This window comes from Streptomyces sp. NPDC004721 (assembly GCF_053601495.1).
Genome location: NZ_JBSGBZ010000020.1, coordinates 121,142 through 140,179 on the forward strand (window position 1 = coordinate 121,142; position 19,038 = coordinate 140,179).

Consider the following 19,038-nt stretch of genomic DNA (forward strand, 5'->3'; position numbering starts at 1 on the left):
ATGGGTAATGAGCCTCCCTCCAGTCGTACGTGGTTGGATGCGAATGAGAGGGTGTCCGGGGGCAGAAGCCGACCCACTCGACGGAACTGGCAGGCGGGAATCGTGAGGATCTTCGGCAAGGGACGGCACCGGCCCTCCGCCTCCTGGCGGCAGGCCACCGACCGGGCGTTCACGCTGATCGGCGACGGCCGGTACGAGGACGCGGGCGCGCTGCTGACACGCGCCGCCGATCTGGAGCCCTGGCTGGCCGAGTCCTGGTTCAACCTCGCCCTGCTGCACAAGTTCCGGCACGACTGGGAGCAGGCGAGGGCGGCTGGCCTGCGGGCCGTGGCCCTGCTGGAGAAGGAGACCGGGGCGCCCGACTGGTGGAACGTGGGCATCGCCGCCACCGCCCTCCAGGACTGGCCGCTGGCCCGGCGGGCCTGGCAGGCGTACGGACTGAAGGTGCCCGGAAGCGCGGCCGCCGCCGGGGAGCCGATGGGCATGGAGCTGGGCAGCGCGGCCGTGCGGCTGTCGCCGGAGGGCGAGGCCGAGGTGGTCTGGGGCCGGCGCCTGGACCCGGCCCGGATCGAGGTGCTGTCCATCCCGCTGCCCTCCTCGGGGCGGCGCTGGGGCGAGGTCGTGCTGCACGACGGCGTGCCCCACGGGGAGCGGACCACCGCGGCCGGCCACACCTACCCCGTGTTCGACGAGATCGAGCTGTGGGCGCCCTCGCCGGTGCCCACCTGGGTGGTGCTGCTCGAGGCCGCCACCGAGGCCGACCGGGACGCGCTGGAGCAGCTCGCCGCCGACGCCGGCTTCGCCGCCGAGGACTGGTCGTCGTCCGTACGGCTGCTGTGCCGGATGTGCTCGGAGTCGCGGATGCCGTCCGACGAGGGCGACGGCGTGCACCTCGACCCGCACGACCACAGCGAGCCGGGGCACCCGGGACCGCTCGGGCACCGCACCGACGGGCAGCTGTGGGTGCCGGAGCGGGAGTGCGGAGTGGCCGCTCCGGCGTCCCTGGTCCGCGGGCTGCTGGACGGGTGGGTGGCCGACAGCCCGGACTCGCGGGACTGGCGGGACCTGGAAGAGGTCTGTTGAGGACGCCGGTCCGCTCAGGGCCCCGGGCGGGTCCGCCGTGGCCGGCCGAGACCTCCCGGCACAGTCGCATATCGGACACTCCTGGGCCAGGTCGCGGGCGCGGGCCCCGTACCCTGTATCAGAATTCACTCCCCGTTCTTGTCAGGAAGGCGTACGTCGGTCATGGCGCAGCAGGACACCGATCAGCAGCACGCGGGCGTGCTCCCCGTCGACGACGAGGGGTACGTCGTCGACACGGAGGACTGCGAGGCGCGCGAGACGGCCTGGCGTGAGCGCGGCACCTCCCGGCCCATCACGGTCGTCGGGAACCCCGTGCTGCACAAGGAGTGCAGGGACGTCACCGATTTCGGCGAGGAGCTCCAGCAGCTGGTCGCCGACATGTTCGCCAGCCAGCACACCGCCGAGGGCGTGGGCCTGGCCGCCAACCAGATCGGCGTGGACCTGAAGGTCTTCGTCTACGACTGCCCGGACGACGAGGGTGCCCGGCACGCCGGGGTCGTCTGCAACCCCCGGCTGGTCGAGCTGCCCGCCGAGCGGCGCCGGCTGGACGACAGCAACGAGGGCTGCCTGTCCGTGCCCACCGCCTACGCTCCGCTCGCCCGCCCCGACTACGCCGAGGTGACCGGGCAGGACGAGCAGGGCAACCCGATCAAGGTGCGGGGCACCGGCTACTTCGCGCGGTGCCTCCAGCACGAGACGGACCACCTCTACGGCTACCTCTACATCGACCGGCTCTCCAAGCGTGAGCGCAAGGACGCGCTGCGGCAGATGGCCGAGAACGAGCCGCGCTACCCCGTGGTCGCCAACGACTGAGCACCTGCCGCCCGTTGGGGTGCGCATGGTCCGTGCACACGGCGCCCGACCGGAACGTCCGGTCGGGCGCCGTACTTGTGTCCTCACGCATTCGATCCTCTGTGCGCTTCTGGTGATTCGTAATCAGTCACACAAGGGGAGATTCTCGGCATCCCGGGGTGATGAATGGAGCAAATCCGTTCCCAGACCGGTCAGTTGTGGTGCTGAATGGGGGGTGCGGGGATACGCGACGGCGTGCGCCCGGCACGGCGGAAGGGCGTGCGCCACCGGCGGCTGAGAGGGGTTTGTTCGTGCCAGCTTTCCCATACAGCACCACACCGACGACGACAGCGGTCGCAGTCCCACCATCGCTCGCACTTCCGGTGATCGAGGCCGAGTTTCCCAGGCAGGTGCACGGGTATTGGCCCCAACCCCAGGAGAAGACACGCAGCTGGCTGCTGGAAAAGCGGCTCATGCCGGCGGACAAGGTGGAGGAACACGTTGACAGCCTCTGCTACACCGACCTCATGGCGGGGTACTTCATCGGCGCCCCCGACGAGGTGCTCCAGGCGATAGCGGACTTCAGTGCGTGGTTCTTCCTCTGGGACGACCGCCAGGACCGCGACGTCGTCCACGACCGGCCCGCCGCCTGGGAACGGCTGTGCCGCGCGCTGCACACGGCCCTGGACTCCCCCCAGGACCACCTGCACCATCAGGACCCCCTGGTCGCGGGGTTCGCGGACACCGTGCTGCGGTTCTACTCGTTCCTGTCGCCGCGGTGGAACGCCCGCTTCGCGCGGCACTTCCACGCGGTGATCGACGCCTACGAACGGGAATTCCAGAACCGTACCGGGGATATCGTGCCCACGGTCGAGGAATACCTCGCACTGCGCCGGTTCACCTTCGCCCACTGGATCTGGACCGACCTGCTGGAGTCGAGCGCCGGCTGTGAACTCCCGGACGCCGTCCGGAAGAATCCGGCGTACCGGCGTCCGGCGCTGGTCAGTCAGGAATTCGCCGCCTGGTACAACGATCTGTGCTCACTGCCCAAGGAAATAGCGGGCGACGAGGTGCACAATCTTGGGATCAGTCTCGTCAAACACGACGGGCTGAGCCTGGAGGAGGCGATCGCGGAAATGCGCGGGCGCATCGAGGGATGCGTATCCGAATTCCTGCTCGCGGAACAGGAGGGATTGCGTTTCGCCGACGGCCTCGCGGACGGCACGGTACGGGGCAAGGAGCTGAGCGCCGCCGTAAGGGCCTGCCTCGGCAATATGCGGAACTGGTTCAGTTCCGTCTACTGGTTCCACCACGAGTCCGGCCGGTACATGGTCGACAGCTGGGAGGACCCGGCCACACCCCCGTACGTCGACGACGAAGGGGCAGGTGGGAAATGACCGCCGAATCAGTGCGGTCGGAAACCCGGCACGACGCCCCGGGACCGCACGAGCCACCGGTGGCCGGGGGCGGGGTGCCGCTTCTCGGCCACGGTCTGAAACTGGTCCGCGATCCGCTGGCATTCATGTCCCAACTGCGCGACCACGGCGACGTCGTCCGGCTCCGGCTCGGCCCGAAGACGGTGTACGCGGTCACCACGCCCGCTCTCACCGGCGAGGTGGCCCTCAGCCCCGACTTCATCATCTCCGGCCCGCTGTGGGAGTCCCTGGAGGGTCTGGTCGGCAAGGAGGGGGTGGCCACCTCCAACGGCGCGCTGCACCGCCGCCAGCGCCGCACCATCCAGCCCGCCTTCCGGCTCGACGCCATCCCCGCCTACGGGCCGGTCATGGAGGAGGAGGCGCACGCGCTGACCGAGCGCTGGCGGCCCGGGGAGACGATCGACTGCGCCTCGGAGGCCTTCCGGATCGCCGTGCGCATCGCCGCCCGCTGCCTGCTGCGCGGCCAGTACATGGACGAGTGCGCCGACCGGTTGTGCGACGCGCTGGCCACCGTCTTCCGCGGGATGTACCAGCGGATGGTGGTGCCGCTCGGGCCGCTGTACCGGCTGCCGCTGCCGGCCAACCGCGAATTCAACCGCGCGCTGGCCGATCTGCATCTCCTTGTCGACGAGATCATCGCGGAGCGCCGGGCATCCGGCCGGAATCCGGACGATTTGCTGACGGCATTGCTGACGGCGAAGGACGACAATGGCGAGCCCATCGGGGAGCAGGAGATCCACGACCAGGTGGTCGCGATACTCACTCCGGGCAGCGAAACGGTGGGCGCCACGATCATGTGGCTGCTCCGGGTGCTCGCGATACACCCGGAACACGGCGACCGGATCCGCGCGGAGGTCGAATCCGTGACCGGCGGCCGTCCCGTCGGATTCGACGACGTCCGCAGGCTCACGCACACCAACAATGTCGTCGTGGAGACGATGCGTTTGCGGCCCGCCGTATGGGTATTGACGCGTCGGGCGGTGACCGAGACCGAACTCGGTGGCTATCGCATTCCGGCCGGAGCGGACATCATCTACAGCCCTTACGCCGTCCAGCGCGATCGGCGCTCGTATCCGGACAACCTGGAGTTCGACCCGGACCGCTGGCTTCCCGAACGAGCCAAGGACGTACCGAAATATGCCATGAGCCCGTTCGGTGTGGGTAACCGCAAGTGCCCCAGCGACCACTTTTCGATGGCGCTTCTGAGTCTGTTCACCGCCGCGGTGGCGACGAGGTTCCGTTTCGAGGAGGTTCCCGGGTCGGACGGCACGCCCCGGGTCGGTATCACCCTGCGGCCGCAGAAGATGCTGGTGCGGCCGGTGCTCAGATGACGTGAGCGGCGCGGCGCGCGTTCAGGCGGCCTGCGGGCCCCGGAACGCGCGCCGGTAGGAGTTCGGGGTGGTGCCCAGCGCGCGGACGAACTGGTGCCGCAGCGCCGCCGCGGTGCCGAACCCCGTACGGTCCGCGATCGTGTCCATGGTCTCGTCCGTCGCCTCCAGCAACCGCTGTGCCAGCAGCACGCGTTGGCGCAGCAGCCAGCGGTACGGAGTGGTGCCCGTCTCCTGCTGGAAGCGGCGGGCGAAGGTCCGCGGCGACATATGGGCGCGGGCGGCGAGCTGTTCGACGGTGACCTCCTGGTCCAGGTTCTCCTCCATCCAGACCAGCACCTGGCCGACCGTGTCGCAGGAGGACTTCGGCAGTGGCCGCTCGATGTACTGGGCCTGCCCGCCGTCGCGGTGCGGGGGCACCACCATCCGCCGGGCGATCTTGTTGGCGACCTCCGGGCCCTGCTCCTTGCGCACGATGTGCAGACAGGCGTCGATGCCGGAGGCGGTGCCGGCCGAGGTGATCACCGGGTCCGCGTCCACGTACAGCACGTCCGGCTCGACCATCGCTCGCGGGAAGCGCCGGGCCAGTGCGTCCGCGTGCCTCCAGTGCGCCGCGCAGCGCCGCCCGTCCAGCAGGCCGGCGGCTCCCAGCACGAAGACGCCCGAGCAGACGCTGAGCACCCGCGCGCCCCGGTCCACCGCCCGGCGCAGCGCGTCCAGCAACTCGGGCGGGTAGCCGCGCGAGGTGATGGCGTCCGTGGCCGGCACCGTGATCAGGTCGGCCTCCTCCAGCCGGTCCAGGCCGTGCGGTGTCGAGACCGTGAGGCCGGGGACGTGGGTGCTCAGCGCCGGGCCCTCCGCGGAGACCACCGCGAAGTCGTAGACCGGCAGCCCCTCGTCACTGCGGTCGAGTCCGAACACCTCGCAGACCACGCCGAGTTCGAAGGGGTGCACTCCGTCCAGCAGCACGGTGGCCACGTTCTTCAGCATGGCTCCAGTGTGCCCCCGCGGTGGCAGGATTTTGAAGGTGTACGGCAGTCCTGCCACTCACGGTAAGGAGCGTCCGGCGCGACAGTGGTGTCCATGACTACGACACAGACGCAAGGCCTGATCTCGATGCTCGTCGTCCTCGGACTCCTGGTCCTCATGGTCCTGCCGTCGGTGGTCGGCATCGTCCACGACCGACGTGCCGACCGCCGGATCCGTCAGGCCCACGAGGACCGGGAGGCCCGCGAGAGCCGCGACGAGGCTCAGAAGTCCTCGTCCAGGTCGACGGTGCCCTCCACCGCCACCTGGTACGCCGACGGGCGCCGCTCGAAGAAGTTGGTCAGCTCCTGAACGCCCTGGAGCTCCATGAAGGAGAAGGGGTTCTCGGAGCCGTACACCGGAGCGAAGCCGAGGCGCGTCAGGCGCTGGTCGGCGACGCACTCCAGGTACTGCCGCATCGAGTCGGTGTTCATCCCCGGGAGGCCGTCACCGCACAGGTCGCGCGCGAACTGGAGCTCGGCCTCGACGGCCTCCCGCAGCATGTCGGTGACCTGCCGCTGGAGGTCGTCGTCGAAGAGGTCCGGCTCCTCCTTGCGCACGGTGTCGACCACGTCGAAGGCGAAGGACATGTGCATCGTCTCGTCGCGGAACACCCAGTTGGTGCCGGTGGCCAGACCGTGCAGCAGGCCGCGGCTGCGGAACCAGTAGACGTAGGCGAAGGCACCGTAGAAGAACAGGCCCTCGATGCACGCGGCGAAGCAGACGAGGTTGAGCAGGAAGCGCCGGCGGTCCGCCTTCGTCTCCAACTGGTCCAGCTTCTCCACCGAGTCCATCCACTTGAAGCAGAACTCGGCCTTCTCCCGGATGGAGGGGATGTTCTCCACCGCGGCGAAGGCCGCGGCGCGGTCCTCCGGGTCGGGGAGGTAGGTGTCCAGCAGCGTCAGATAGAACTGGACGTGCACGGCCTCCTCGAACAGCTGCCTGCTCAGGTACAGGCGCGCCTCGGGAGAGTTGATGTGCTTGTAGAGCGTGAGCACCAGGTTGTTCGCCACGATCGAGTCACCGGTGGCGAAGAAGGCCACCAGCCGTCCGATCAGGTGCTGCTCGGCCGGGCTCAGCTTGGCGAGATCGGCGACGTCCGAGTGGAGGTCGACCTCCTCCACGGTCCAGGTGTTCTTGATGGCGTCCCGGTAGCGCTCGTAGAAGTCCGGGTAGCGCATCGGACGGAGCGTCAGCTCGAAGCCGGGGTCGAGCAGGTTCTTGGTCTCGCTGGTCATTACTGGCAGGCCTCGCAGGACTCGGGGTTTTCCAGGGAGCAGGCGACCGCCTCGGGGTCCGGCGTCGTCTGGACGGGGACGGTGGCGCGAGCGGCCCGCGCGATCCGGGTCGCGGGGCGGGAGCGCAGGTAGTACGTCGTCTTCAGGCCCTGCTTCCAGGCGTAGGCGTACATCGAGGAGAGCTTGCCGATGGTCGGCGTCTCCATGAACAGGTTCAGGGACTGGGACTGGTCCAGGAACGCGGTGCGGGCCGCGGCCATGTCGATCAGGCCGCGCTGCGGGATCTCCCACGCCGTGCGGTACAGCGTCCGCACGTCCTCGGGGATCCAGGCGAAGTCCTGCACCGAGCCGTTCGCCTCGCGCAGCGCCTCGCGGGTCCGGGCGTCCCAGACGCCGAGCGCCTTCAGATCGTTCACCAGGTACGAGTTGACCTGAAGGAACTCCCCGGAGAGCGTCTCGCGCTTGAAGAGGTTGGAGACCTGCGGCTCGATGCACTCGTACACGCCCGCGATCGAGGCGATGGTGGCGGTCGGGGCGATGGCGAGCAGCAGCGAGTTGCGCATGCCGACGGCGGCGATCCGCTCGCGCAGGGCCGCCCAGCGCTCCGGCCAGGTCAGCTCGACGTCGTAGTGGTCGGGGTGCAGCACGCCCCGGGCCGTACGGGTCTTCTCCCACGCGGGCAGCGGGCCCTCGCGCTCGGCGAGGTCGGCCGACGCCTCGTACGCGGCGAGCATGATCCGCTCGGCGATACGGGTGGACAGGGCCTTCGCCTCCGGGGAGTCGAAGGGCAGCCGCAGCTTGAAGAAGACGTCCTGAAGGCCCATGGCGCCCAGGCCCACCGGCCGCCAGCGGGCGTTGGAGCGGCCCGCCTGCTCGGTCGGGTAGAAGTTGATGTCCACCACGCGGTCGAGGAAGGTGACGGCGGTGCGGACGGTCTCGTCCAGCCGCTCCCAATCGATGTCCCCGCCGGCCACGAACGCGCCGAGGTTGACCGAACCCAGGTTGCACACCGCCGTCTCACCGTCGTCGGTGACCTCCAGGATCTCCGTGCAGAGGTTGGAGGAGTGGACGACGTGGCCGGGCTGTGCCGTCTGGTTGGCGGTGCGGTTGGCGGCGTCCTTGAAGGTCATCCAGCCGTTGCCGGTCTGCGCGAGGGTGCGCATCATGCGGCCGTACAGGTCGCGGGCCGGCATGGTCTTCCTCGCCAGGCCCCGCGCCTCCGCGGCGCGGTACGCGGCGTCGAACTCCTCGCCCCACAGGTCGGTCAGCTCCGGCACGTCCGCGGGGGAGAACAGCGACCACTGCCCGTCGGCGTTCACCCGGCGCATGAACTCGTCCGGGATCCAGTGCGCGAGGTTGAGGTTGTGCGTCCGGCGGGCGTCCTCGCCGGTGTTGTCGCGCAGCTCCAGGAACTCCTCGATGTCCGAGTGCCAGGTCTCCAGGTAGACCGCGGCGGCGCCCTTGCGCCGGCCGCCCTGGTTCACGGCGGCCACCGAGGCGTCCAGGGTCTTCAGGAACGGCACGATGCCGTTGGAGTGCCCGTTGGTGCCGCGGATCAGCGAACCGCGGGAGCGGATGCGGGAGTAGGCGATGCCGATGCCGCCGGCGTGCTTGGACAGACGGGCGACCTGGAGGTAGCGCTCGTAGATCGAGTCCAGCTCGTCCCTGGGGGAGTCGAGCAGGTAGCAGGACGACATCTGGGGGTGACGCGTACCGGAGTTGAAGAGCGTGGGGGAGGAGGGCAGGTAGTCGAGGCGGCTCATCAGCCCGTAGAGCGCCTCGACCTCGTCGACCGACCGCGCGGTGTCGTCCTGCGCGAGACCCGCCGCGACCCGCAGCATGAAGTGCTGCGGCGTCTCGATCACCTTGCGGGTGATCGGGTGCCGCAGCAGGTACCGGCTGTGCAGGGTGCGCAGGCCGAAGTAGCCGAAGCGGTCGTCGGCGGCCCGGTCGATCAGCGCGTCCAGGCGGTCGGCATGGGCGCGTACGAACTCGGCGGTCCGGTCGGCGACGAGGCCCTCGCGGTGGCCCACGGCGACCGAGTCGGTGAAGGAGGCGACGCCCTGGGAGGCGGCCTCGGCGCGGACGGCGAGGGTCAGCAGCCTGGCCGCGAGCCGGGAGTAGGCGGGGTCCTCGGAGATGAGCCCGGCGGCCGCCTCCGTGGCCAGCTCGCGCAACTCGGCCTCGTCGGCCCGCGCCGACCGGCCGCGCAGCGCGGCGGCGGCGACCCGGCCGGGGTCGGCGTCGGGGAGGTCGGCGGTCAGCTCGGTCAGGGTCCGCAGCAGTACGGCACCTGGACCGTCGGTTTCCGGAGCTGTGACTGAAACCGGGTCTGCTGGCGCGATGGTCACGTGGAGCTCTCCCTCGCTCGGCACGGGGCCTCGCCGAGGGCAGGGGGCGGCACACGAGCGCACGCGGCGCCGCGTCCACCGGCCCATTCCACGAGGCCCGGACGTCAGGGCACCCGGACCGGACGGCCGGGCGCACTGTCGGCAGGTCCTCGGACTGACGCTCGTGGCGGCCCATGGGGGCATACGCGCACGAGTACACCGTTGCGGGACAGTTCCGGATTCGCACCGGATTCCCCTGCGGCGACAGTGAGCACGAGCATACATCTTGTGCTGAGTGAGTCGGGCACCCCCATATGTTGTGCCGCGTCGACTCCGGAACGTGTCAGAATGTCAACTCGTAGGTGAGCAGCATGATGTCGTCCAGGTGCGGGAGGGGGTTCCAGTCCCGGCCCGGCGTGCGGACGAAGCCCAGACGCTCGTAGATGCGGTGGGCGGTGTGCATGGTGCCCTGGGTGGACAGCACCACGCGGACACAGCCCTCCACGGCCCGTGCCCGGTCCAGGCAGGCCCGTACGAGGGCCTCGCCGACGCCTCGGCCGCGCGCCGTGTGCGCGACCGCGAGCATCCGTATCTCGGTCTCCCCGGGACCGGCGAGGTCGGCCATGGGGCCCGTGCCGGGGACGAAGGTCACGCCGCCGAGCACCGTCCCGTCCGCCACCGCCACCAGCACCTCGGCCGCGGCCGCCCGCTTGGCCACGTCCCGCAGCTCGCCGAGATACCCGTCGCTCTCACCGAAGTCGAGGAGCCCGTCCCGGAGATAGGCCTGGGCGGTGATCTCACCGAGGGTGCCGTACTCGCCGGGTTCCACCGGCCGGATCACGATGTCCATGGCCCGAGTGTGCCGCACGGGCACGGCAGCGGGCCGCCGGATTTCTCCGGCGGCCCGTGGGATGCCCCTCCCGGGTGTCAGTGGGGCGCCGCCGCCGTGGTCGGCGGGAGCTCCACCTCGACGCCCGGGTCGCCGGCGTCCGCCGTGTAGTCCTCGGGCCGGGTCTCGTCCACGCCCTGAGGCGCCTTGACCGCCCTCAGTACGAACGTCAGGACCACCGTGACGACCGCGTTGAGCACGAACGCCGTCAGACCGATGTAGCCGATCTCGCCGATGCCCGGGATCTCCTTCGCCGAGCCGCCGAAGTGCTTCTGCGTCGGCGAGGCGACCCCGTAGGCGGCGACCGTGCCGTAGACCATGCCGACCGCCCAGCCCGCCAGCAGCGCCCAGCGGTGGAACCAGCGGGTGAACAGGCCGCCGACCAGGGCCGGGAAGGTCTGCAGGATCCAGATGCCGCCGAGCAGCTGGAAGTTGATGGCGACCGTCTTGTCCATGGTCAGGACGAAGACCAGCGCGCCCACCTTGACCAGCAGCGACACGATCTTGGAGACCCGGGTCTCCTCCTTCGGCGTCGCGTGCGGGCGGAGGAAGTCCTTGTAGATGTTGCGGGTGAACAGGTTCGCGGCGGCGATCGACATGATGGCCGCCGGCACCAGCGCGCCGATGGCGATCGCCGCGAACGCCACCCCCGCGAACCAGTCCGGGAACATGTTCTCGAACAACTGCGGAATGGCGAGCTGGCCGTTCTTCACCTGCACGCCCGCCGCGATCGCCATGAAGCCCAGCAGGGCGAGCAGGCCCAGCATCAGCGAGTACAGCGGCAGGATCGTGGTGTTGCGGCGGATCACCTCGCGGCTGCGCGAGGACAGGGTCGCGGTGATCGAGTGCGGGTACATGAACAGCGCGAGCGCGGAGCCCAGGGCCAGCGTGGCGTACGTCCACTGGCCGGCCGCCGCAGGCACCAGGCCGCCCGTCCCCGACTCGCTGAACTTCTGGTCCGCCTTGGCGAACACCTCGCCGAAGCCGCCCAGCTTGATCGGGATGTAGATGATGGCCACCGCGATCACGATGTAGATCAGGGTGTCCTTCACGAACGCGATCAGCGCGGGCGCGCGCAGTCCCGACGAGTAGGTGTACGCCGCCAGCACACCGAAGGCGATCAGCAGCGGCAGGTCCTTCACGAACCAGTGGGTGCTGTCGCCGCCACCGACGCCCATCACGTCAAGGACGGCCTGGATGCCGACCAGTTGGAGCGCGATGTACGGCATGGTCGCGAGGATGCCGGTGAGCGCCACCGCCAGCGACAGGCTCTTGGAGCCGAACCGGCCGCGGACGAAGTCCGAGGTGGTCACGTATCCGTGCCGGTGGGACACCGACCACAGCCGCGGCAGGAACGTGAAGATCAGCGGGTAGACCAGGATCGTGTACGGCACCGCGAAGAAGCCGGCCGCGCCCGTGGCGTAGACGGCGGCCGGCACGGCCACGAAGGTGTAGGCGGTGTACAGGTCGCCGCCGAGCAGGAACCAGGTCACCCAGGTGCCGAACGACCGGCCGCCCAGGCCCCATTCGTCCAGGCTGTGCTCGTTCTCGGCACGGCGCCAGCGCGCGGCCAGGAAGCCCATGACGGTGACGAGCAGGAAGAAGAAGATGCAGACGCCGAGCGCGACGCCGTTGACACCGTCCTTCACTTGACCGCACCCCCGTCCTCGGCCGTGGCGGCAGGGGCGGTCCGGGCGGCCCGCGAGGCCCGGGCGGCACGCTGATCACGCAGCCACAGCCGGTACGCGGTCATGGTCAGGGCCGCGGAGAGGACCACCCACAGCATCTGGTACCAGTAGAAGAACGGGATCCCTATGAACACCGGATCCGTCTTCGCGTACGACCCCACCCACAGCAGCGCCACGAAGGGGGCGACGAGGCAGAGGGCGATGACGACCCTTAAGGGTGTCACCACCGCTCTGGTGGCTTCCGGGGCATTCGACATGTGGCGACTCCGTCCCCTAGCTGATCACCGGCGAGCGTCCGTGCAGTGCGCAGGCAATCTAGGTCACGGTGTCACACGTGCGGAATCCCTCGTGCGCATGACGCCGCGGACCGCCACGAGATTCTTACGCCATCACAAGACCCTTACTCCTGCGGCCGCTTGAGACGTGCCACGAACTTGTAGCGGTCCCCGCGGTACACCGACCGCACCCACTCCACCGGCCGGCCCTCGCGGTCCAGGGAGTGCCGGGAGAGCAGCAGCATCGGCAGGCCCACGTCGGTGCCGAGCAGGCCCGCCTCGCGCGGAGTGGCCAGCGAGGTCTCGATGGTCTCCTCGGCCTCGGCGAGATGGACGTCGTAGACCTCGGCGAGGGCGGTGTAGAGGGAGGTGTACTTCACCAGGCTGCGCCGCAGCGCCGGGAAGCGCTTGGCCGACAGGTGGGTGGTCTCGATGGCCATCGGCTCGCCGTTGGCCATGCGCAGCCGCTCGATACGCAGCACGCGCCCGCCGGCGGTGATGTCGAGCAGCTCGGCCAGGCGGTCGTCGGCGGTCACGTAGCCGATGTCCAGCAGCTGCGAGGTCGGCTCCAGGCCCTGGGCGCGCATGTCCTCGGTGTAGGAGGTCAGTTGCAGCGCCTGGGAGACCTTCGGCTTGGCGACGAAGGTGCCCTTGCCCTGGATGCGCTCCAGCCGGCCCTCGACGACGAGTTCCTGGAGCGCCTGCCGCACCGTGGTGCGCGAGGTGTCGAACTCGGCCGCCAGGGTCCGCTCCGGCGGGACCGGAGTGCCCGGCGGCAGCGTCTGCGTGATGTCGAGCAGGTGCTTCTTCAGGCGGTAGTACTTGGGCACGCGCGCGGTACGGACGGTCGCCCCACCCTCGTTCTCCGCACTGCTGACGTCGGTGCTCATGCTCCGCCTTCCCGGCTCCAGTGCCGATGCGGCCGACGTCCCGTCGGCCCCGGCTCACATCGTGGCACGGCTTCGCGTGCCGGGTGGTCACCCGTACGCTCCGTGATCTCCTCTGTATACCGTTGCGACTCCGGCTGGTCTAGTCCATCGCCCCGGCCAGGGCGGGTGGTCCACCTGGCCAGGGCGGCCGGCGGGCCGCGTGCGGCCGCCGCTGGTCCAGTGGAACGCGGGCGTCCATTTTGCCGGACGAACAATGAAAGGTCCCTGCATATCGCGGTCGCATAACGGACCACGTGAGCGGGTCGGCGCACTCTTGACAGCCCTATTGGTCTGGGCCAAGCTCCCCGTACTGGTCTACACCATTGGTCCAGGTCCCGGCCCCACGGGCGGTTACGCGCCGACGCTCGGATGTCGCTCAACCGCGGGGAGGCAGGGGGGTTTGTGGCATCCCTGAGGAGGGTGGCGTGAAGCGCAAGCTGGTAGCCGCGATCGGTATCGCGGGCATGATGGTCTCCATCGCGGCGTGTGGGGGCGGCAAGGACGACGACGGGGGCAAGGCCAAGACCGGCAAGGACGGCTACGCCGGCCAGACGCTCACCGTGTGGGTGATGGACGGTTCCTCTCCGGACCAGTGGCAGAAGGATGTCGCCGCGGCCTTCGAGGCCAAGACCAAGGCGAAGGTCAAGTTCGAGATCCAGCAGTGGGACGGCATCCAGCAGAAGCTGACCACCGCTCTGTCCGAGGAGAACCCGCCGGACGTCTTCGAGATCGGCAACACCCAGACCCCCGCCTACGCCAAGACCGGCGGCCTCGCCGACCTCGCGGACCTGAAATCCTCGATCGGCGGCGACTGGACCGAGTCCCTCAACAACTCGTCCGTCTTCGACGGCAAGCAGTACGCGGCACCGTGGTACTTCGCCAACCGCGTCGTCCTCTACAACAAGAAGCTCTGGGCCGACGCCGGCATCAAGGACACCCCCAAGACCCGCGACGAGTTCTACGCCGACCTCAAGAAGGTCGGTGACAAGACCGGTGCCGAGCCGATCTACCTGCCCGGCCAGAACTGGTACCACTTCGTCGGCCTGGTGGTCGGCGAGGGCGGCGAGCTGGTGAAGAAGGAGGGCGACAAGTACGTCTCCAACCTGGCCGACCCGAAGGTCGCCGCCGCCATGGAGACCTACAAGAAGTTCCAGGCCCTGTCCAAGGCGTCCAAGGACAAGGACGAGGCCCACCCGCAGCAGGGCGAGGTCTTCGCCAAGGGCAAGGTCGGCGCGTTCATCGGCATGGGCTGGGAGGCCGGTATCGCGATCAAGGCCAACCCGAAGATCGAGAAGGAGATCGGCTACTTCACCATCCCGGGCGCCACGGCCGACAAGCCCGAGGGCGTCTTCCTCGGCGGTTCCAACCTCGCCGTCGCCGCGGGCAGCAAGAAGCAGGAGCTCGCCAGGGAGTTCCTGAAGGTCGCCCTGTCCGACCAGTTCGAGGGCCAGCTGGCCAAGGAGAACGGCGTCATCCCGAACAAGGAGGCGCTGCAGAGCAACCTCCAGGGCAACGCCGTCGCCGAGGCCGCCGCCCCGGCCGCCGCGGGCGGCGGCACCACGCCGCTGATCCCGGAGTGGGCCGCGGTGGAGAACGATCCGAACCCGGTCAAGGCATACATGACCGCCGTGCTGAACGGGAAGTCCCCGGCCGAGGCCGCCAAGCAGGTCGAGGGCGAGTTCAACAAGCGCCTGGCGCAGAAGCAGTAGCACCGGGTGAGCCGGGGCGGAGCGGCCGTACCACGGACGGCCGTCCCGCCCCGGCACCTGTACGCGGGTCGACGTACCTAGGGCCCCTCGGCCGAGAAGAGAGATCGCGAGCATGACCGTGCAGACCGAACGGCCGCCCTCAGGCCCGGTGGACGCCCGCAGGGCGGACGGCCGGGCATCCGGCGGTCCGAGACCGCGAGCCGCCTCGCGCAGGGGCGGGGCGGCCCCCTATCTGTTGCTGCTGCCCGCCTGCGCGGCCACCGTGCTGCTGCTCGGCTGGCCGCTGCTGAAGGACTTCCTGCTGTCGTTCCAGAACCTCAACATGACGCAGCTGATCCAGCACGTCACCGAGTGGAACGGCGTCGACAACTACAAGGAGACCCTCACCAGCGAGGACTTCTGGCGAGTCACCCTCCGCTCGGTCCTGTTCACGGCGGTCAACGTCGCCCTGATCATGGTCCTGGGCACGTTGATCGGCCTGCTGCTCGCCCGCCTCGGCAAGCGCATGCGGTTCACGTTGCTGATCGGCCTGGTGCTGGCCTGGGCCATGCCCATCGTGGCGGCCAGCACCGTCTACCAGTGGCTGTTCGCCCAGCGCTTCGGCGTCGTCAACTGGGTGCTGGACAAGCTCGGCTGGCACTCGATGGCCGACTACAGCTGGACCAGCAGCCAGATGTCGACGTTCTTCGTCATCACCGCGCTGATCGTGTGGGGGTCCATCCCGTTCGTCGCGATCAACCTGTACGCGGCGACCACCACCATCCCCGCCGAGCTGTACGAGGCGGCGTCCCTCGACGGCGCCGGTGCCTGGCGGAGCTTCACCACGGTCACCCTGCCGTACCTGCGGCCCTTCCTCTACGCGACGACCTTCCTGGAGATCATCTGGGTCTTCAAGGCGTTCGCACAGGTCCTTCTCATCAACAACGGCGGCCCGGACCGGCTCACCGAGATCTTTCCCGTCTACGCCTACATCGAGGGCATCGGCAACCAGCACTACGGCATGGGTGCGGCGATCGCCGTCCTGACCATCCTGATGCTGCTCGGGCTGACCGCCTACTACCTCAGGATCGTGCTCAAGCAAGAGGAGGACGAGCTGTGAAGCGCTCGCTCTTCGGCCGCCTGTGGCCCAACGCCATGGCCGTCGTCCTGTTCATCGGCTTCGTCTTCCCCGTGTACTGGATGTTCTCCACGGCGTTCAAGCCGACCGGCGACATCATCTCCGAGGACCCGGTCTGGTTCCCCGTCGACTTCACCTTCGAACACTTCAGGACGGCGACACAGGTCGACCACTTCTGGACGTACGTCACCAACTCGGTGACCGTCACGGTCCTCGCCGTCGTCTTCTCGCTGATCATCGCGTTGGCCGGCTCCTTCGCCCTGGCGCGGATGCGGTTCAAGGGGCGGCGCGGCTTCGTCATCGGCTTCATGCTGGCCCAGATGGCGCCCTGGGAAGTCATGATCATCGCCATCTACATGATCGTGCGGGACGCGTCGATGCTGAACAGCCTCGTGCCCCTGACGCTCTTCTACACGATGATGATCCTGCCCTTCACCATCCTGACGCTGCGCGGCTTCGTCGCCGCCGTGCCGAAGGAACTGGAGGAGGCGGCCATGGTGGACGGCTGCTCCCGTATGACGGCCTTCCGCCGGGTCATCCTGCCGCTGCTCGCCCCGGGCCTGATGGCCACCTCGCTGTTCGGCTTCATCACCGCCTGGAACGAGTTCGCCCTCGTCCTGGTGCTGAACAAGGACATCGAGGCCAAGACGCTGCCGCTGTGGTTGTCCAGCTTCCAGACCCAGTTCGGCGACGACTGGGGCGCGACAATGGCGGCCTCCTCCCTCTTCGCCGTCCCGATCCTGATCCTCTTCGTCTACCTCCAGCGCAAGGCTGTCAGCGGCCTGACCGCGGGCGCCGTGAAGGGATAACGCCACCCGATGACGACAATCGCCAGCGGCACCGACACACTCACCCGCGACGCGCTGACCGTCCTCCAGCCCGGCTTCACCGGGACCACGGCCCCCGACTGGCTGCTCCGGCGCCTCGGCGAGGGCCTGTCCTCGGTCGGCCTGTTCGGCCGGAACATCGCCTCGCCCGAACAGCTGGCCGCCCTGACCGCCCAGTTGCGCGCCGAACGCGAGGACGTTCTGGTCGCCATCGACGAGGAGGGCGGCGACGTCACCCGTCTGGAGGTCCGCACCGGCTCCAGCTTCCCCGGCAACCACGCGCTGGGCGCGGTGGACGACGTGGAACTGACCCAGGCCGTCGCGCGCGAACTCGGCAGGCGGCTGGCCGACTGCGGAGTGAACTTCAACTGGGCGCCCTCCGCGGACGTCAACTCCAACCCCGGCAACCCGGTCATCGGCGTACGGTCCTTCGGGGCCGCCACCGACCTGGTCGCCCGGCACACCGCCGCCTACGTCACCGGCCTCCAGTCCGCGGGGGTCGCCGCCTGCACCAAGCACTTCCCCGGGCACGGCGACACCGCCGTGGACTCCCACCACGCGATGCCCCGCATCGACGTGGGTGCCGAGGTGCTCCAGGAACGCGAACTGGCCCCGTTCCGCGCGGCGATCGCCGCCGGCAGCAAGGCCGTGATGAGCGCCCACATCCTGGTGCCGGCCATGGACCCCGACCTTCCGGCAACGTTGTCCCGCCGGGTGCTGACCGACCTCCTGCGCGGCGAACTCGGCTACGAGGGCCTGATCGTCACCGACGGCATGGAGATGCGGGCCATCGCGGACAACTACGGCCTCCGGCGCGGCAGCGTCCTGGCCATCGCCGCCGGGGCCGACGCGATCTGCGTGGGCGGCGGACTGGCCGACGAGGAGACCGTGACCGGTCTGCGCGACGCCCTGGTCGCCGCGGTCCGCTCCGGCGAACTGCCCGAGGAGCGGCTGGCGGACGCGGCCGACCGGGTCCGCGCCCTCGCCCGCTGGACCGTCGCGGCCGCGGGCTCTGCCGGGACGCGCGGCGACGCCGACCCGGTGGTCGGGCTGCGGGCGGCCCGGCGCGCGCTGCGCGTCACCGCCGCGGAGGACTTCACCCCGCTCACGGATCCGCCCTACGTCGCCGCCCTCACCCCCGTCGCCAACATCGCCGTCGGCGACGAGACCCCGTGGGGCGTGGCCGCCGAGCTCTGCCGCCTCCTGCCGGGCACCCGGACGGGCAGCTTCGCCGGCGAGGACGCGGGCCGCGCGGCCCTTCAGGAGGCCGGCACCCGGCGGGTGGTGGCCGTCGTCCGCGACGAGCACCGCCACCCCTGGATGGCGGCCGCCCTGGACACCCTGCTCGCGGCCCGCCCCGACACGGTGATCGTCGAGATGGGTGTCCCCCAGGCGCCCCCACGAGGCGCCCTCCACATCGCCACCCACGGCGCGGCCCGCGTCTGCGGCCGAGCAGCGGCGGAGGCCATCACGGGCGAGTGAACCGCCTGCCGGCGCCCGCACCACCGCTGTCGGCCACTCGACCGCCCGGGTCCGTGACCTCCCGGCGCACCACCGGTGACACACAGCAGACAGCGGCGCCCCAGTGGGCCAGGAGCGGGGGCGGTACTGGCCCCTGCGGACCCGGTCCGCGAGGCCTTCCGCAGGACCGGGAGCCGGGAGGTGTTCCTCCGGGCGGACCCGAGCGGACGCTGCCTGGGCCCGGCCCGGGAGGCGTTACGCGGAGTGGGGAGCGGGGTGGTTTTGGCCCCGGCGAGCCCGGGTGGGCGCCGCATGGTGGCCCCCCGGGGCCCGGGCGGGACGTTCGCCCCGGCCGACCGGGCGGCTACTGCCTGGGACTGGGCCCGGGCGCCGAGCGGGGCTGGCGCCGCCCCGCCCCCATCTCGCCACGGAAGTCTGAGCCGGCACGCCCGGGTCGGCCGGGGAGGAATCCCGACGCGGGTCGGCCAGCACGCCGGGCTCCCGGCCCTGCGAAAGGCCTCGCGGAACGGGTGCCAGGCTGCCACTGCTCAGGTCAGCCGGAAGAGAACACCTCCCCGCTCCCGGCCCTGCGGGCCACCGCACCGACCTGATCCCGGGCCGCGACCGTCCGCGTCGCCAGGGAGAAGTACTGCCCCGCTCCGGGCCCTGCGAAAGGCCTCGCGGGCCCGGTCCCAGGCATCAGCCACCCGGTCGATCGGGGGCAGATGCCACTCCCCTCTGGGCGGAGCCGGCGGGACGGTCGCCCGGCGCACCCGTGCCTTGGGACTGCCCGCCGCCGCGGTTGTGACCCCGCCATGCCCGCCGCCGTGGTGGCACCATGCGTGTGAGGCCGCCCCGGCCACGCCTTACGGCTGTCGACGCGGCGACGCCGGCCGCCCCCTGCGGGGTG

The 19,038-nt window shown here is 70.0% G+C and carries 16 protein-coding genes and 1 riboswitch; of the genes, 9 read left to right on the plus strand and 7 right to left on the minus strand.

From position 1 onward, the window contains the following. Positions 1-102: 102 nt before the first annotated feature. From ACWEK3_RS20355 to ACWEK3_RS20370, 4 genes are all read left to right on the plus strand, one after another. Positions 103-1,083, plus strand: a complete 981-nt coding sequence (locus ACWEK3_RS20355; protein ID WP_384426272.1) for a tetratricopeptide repeat protein — start codon at positions 103-105, stop codon at positions 1,081-1,083. A 162-nt stretch (positions 1,084-1,245) separates the two neighbouring features. Continuing rightward, a complete protein-coding gene (def, locus tag ACWEK3_RS20360) occupies positions 1,246-1,896 on the plus strand; it encodes a peptide deformylase (RefSeq protein WP_450543768.1) in 651 nt (216 codons plus the stop codon). Between the two features lie 290 nt (positions 1,897-2,186). Next, on the plus strand, positions 2,187-3,272 hold the full coding sequence (cyc1, locus tag ACWEK3_RS20365; protein ID WP_453250257.1) for an epi-isozizaene synthase: 1,086 nt from the start codon (positions 2,187-2,189) through the stop codon (positions 3,270-3,272). After that, positions 3,269-4,642 carry a bifunctional albaflavenone monooxygenase/terpene synthase gene (locus tag ACWEK3_RS20370; RefSeq protein WP_450543772.1) on the plus strand — a complete coding sequence of 458 codons (1,374 nt, stop codon included), beginning with the start codon at positions 3,269-3,271 and terminating at the stop codon, positions 4,640-4,642. The genes cyc1 and ACWEK3_RS20370 overlap by 4 nt, the downstream gene beginning before the upstream one ends. A gap of 21 nt (positions 4,643-4,663) precedes the next feature. Here the strand turns inward: ACWEK3_RS20370 and ACWEK3_RS20375 are convergent, their stop codons facing one another. After that, entirely contained in the window at positions 4,664-5,629 is a 966-nt protein-coding gene (locus ACWEK3_RS20375; RefSeq protein ID WP_453250258.1) for a helix-turn-helix domain-containing protein, read from the minus strand. Between the two features lie 93 nt (positions 5,630-5,722). On the opposite strand from ACWEK3_RS20375, the gene ACWEK3_RS20380 reads away from it, so the two are divergent. Beyond that, positions 5,723-5,977 carry a hypothetical protein gene (locus tag ACWEK3_RS20380; RefSeq protein WP_365416685.1) on the plus strand — a complete coding sequence of 85 codons (255 nt, stop codon included), beginning with the start codon at positions 5,723-5,725 and terminating at the stop codon, positions 5,975-5,977. On the opposite strand, the gene ACWEK3_RS20385 is transcribed toward ACWEK3_RS20380, so the two are convergent. From ACWEK3_RS20385 to ACWEK3_RS20410, 6 genes are all read right to left on the minus strand, one after another. Then, on the minus strand, positions 5,890-6,903 hold the full coding sequence (locus ACWEK3_RS20385) for a ribonucleotide-diphosphate reductase subunit beta (RefSeq protein WP_361414491.1): 1,014 nt from the start codon (positions 6,901-6,903) through the stop codon (positions 5,890-5,892). The genes ACWEK3_RS20380 and ACWEK3_RS20385 overlap by 88 nt on opposite strands. Next, a complete protein-coding gene (locus ACWEK3_RS20390) occupies positions 6,903-9,254 on the minus strand; it encodes a ribonucleoside-diphosphate reductase subunit alpha (protein WP_450543776.1) in 2,352 nt (783 codons plus the stop codon). Before ACWEK3_RS20390 ends, ACWEK3_RS20385 begins: the two co-directional genes overlap by 1 nt. Before the next feature lie 123 nt (positions 9,255-9,377). Beyond that, positions 9,378-9,514, minus strand: a riboswitch (cobalamin riboswitch). Between the two features lie 62 nt (positions 9,515-9,576). Then, a complete protein-coding gene (locus tag ACWEK3_RS20395; protein WP_450543777.1) occupies positions 9,577-10,083 on the minus strand; it encodes a GNAT family N-acetyltransferase in 507 nt (168 codons plus the stop codon). A gap of 77 nt (positions 10,084-10,160) precedes the next feature. Further along, positions 10,161-11,771, minus strand: coding sequence for a monocarboxylate uptake permease MctP (gene mctP, locus ACWEK3_RS20400; RefSeq protein WP_450543779.1), 1,611 nt, complete (start codon positions 11,769-11,771; stop codon positions 10,161-10,163). Continuing rightward, positions 11,768-12,067, minus strand: a complete 300-nt coding sequence (locus tag ACWEK3_RS20405) for a DUF3311 domain-containing protein (RefSeq protein ID WP_384426248.1) — start codon at positions 12,065-12,067, stop codon at positions 11,768-11,770. Before ACWEK3_RS20405 ends, mctP begins: the two co-directional genes overlap by 4 nt. 143 nt (positions 12,068-12,210) lie before the next feature. Then, the gene (locus ACWEK3_RS20410) at positions 12,211-12,975 is read right to left on the minus strand and encodes a GntR family transcriptional regulator (protein ID WP_141358515.1); all 765 of its coding nucleotides are present in this window, start codon (positions 12,973-12,975) and stop codon (positions 12,211-12,213) included. 464 nt (positions 12,976-13,439) lie between these two features. Here ACWEK3_RS20410 and ACWEK3_RS20415 point away from each other — a divergent pair, with 464 nt between their 5' ends. From ACWEK3_RS20415 to ACWEK3_RS20430, 4 genes are all read left to right on the plus strand, one after another. After that, entirely contained in the window at positions 13,440-14,723 is a 1,284-nt protein-coding gene (locus tag ACWEK3_RS20415) for an extracellular solute-binding protein (RefSeq protein ID WP_453250259.1), read from the plus strand. 112 nt (positions 14,724-14,835) lie between these two features. Then, complete coding sequence (locus ACWEK3_RS20420) at positions 14,836-15,822, plus strand: carbohydrate ABC transporter permease (RefSeq protein ID WP_450543784.1); 987 nt, start codon at positions 14,836-14,838, stop codon at positions 15,820-15,822. Further along, complete coding sequence (locus ACWEK3_RS20425) at positions 15,819-16,649, plus strand: carbohydrate ABC transporter permease (protein ID WP_361414505.1); 831 nt, start codon at positions 15,819-15,821, stop codon at positions 16,647-16,649. The genes ACWEK3_RS20420 and ACWEK3_RS20425 overlap by 4 nt, the downstream gene beginning before the upstream one ends. 9 nt (positions 16,650-16,658) lie before the next feature. Further along, on the plus strand, positions 16,659-18,149 hold the full coding sequence (locus ACWEK3_RS20430) for a glycoside hydrolase family 3 protein (RefSeq protein ID WP_450543786.1): 1,491 nt from the start codon (positions 16,659-16,661) through the stop codon (positions 18,147-18,149). Positions 18,150-19,038 lie beyond the last annotated feature (889 nt).

Excerpts from the sequence above, each read along its gene's own strand:
- ACWEK3_RS20430 (WP_450543786.1), top strand. The coding sequence starts at position 16,659 with ATGACGACAATCGCCAGCGGCACCGACACACTCACCCGCGACGCGCTG.
- ACWEK3_RS20410 (WP_141358515.1), bottom strand. The coding sequence starts at position 12,975 with ATGAGCACCGACGTCAGCAGTGCGGAGAACGAGGGTGGGGCGACCGTC.
- ACWEK3_RS20375 (WP_453250258.1), bottom strand. The coding sequence starts at position 5,629 with ATGCTGAAGAACGTGGCCACCGTGCTGCTGGACGGAGTGCACCCCTTC.
- ACWEK3_RS20385 (WP_361414491.1), bottom strand. The coding sequence starts at position 6,903 with ATGACCAGCGAGACCAAGAACCTGCTCGACCCCGGCTTCGAGCTGACG.
- ACWEK3_RS20395 (WP_450543777.1), bottom strand. The coding sequence starts at position 10,083 with ATGGACATCGTGATCCGGCCGGTGGAACCCGGCGAGTACGGCACCCTC.
- ACWEK3_RS20405 (WP_384426248.1), bottom strand. The coding sequence starts at position 12,067 with ATGTCGAATGCCCCGGAAGCCACCAGAGCGGTGGTGACACCCTTAAGG.
- ACWEK3_RS20370 (WP_450543772.1), top strand. The coding sequence starts at position 3,269 with ATGACCGCCGAATCAGTGCGGTCGGAAACCCGGCACGACGCCCCGGGA.
- ACWEK3_RS20420 (WP_450543784.1), top strand. The coding sequence starts at position 14,836 with ATGACCGTGCAGACCGAACGGCCGCCCTCAGGCCCGGTGGACGCCCGC.
- ACWEK3_RS20380 (WP_365416685.1), top strand. The coding sequence starts at position 5,723 with ATGACTACGACACAGACGCAAGGCCTGATCTCGATGCTCGTCGTCCTC.
- def (WP_450543768.1), top strand. The coding sequence starts at position 1,246 with ATGGCGCAGCAGGACACCGATCAGCAGCACGCGGGCGTGCTCCCCGTC.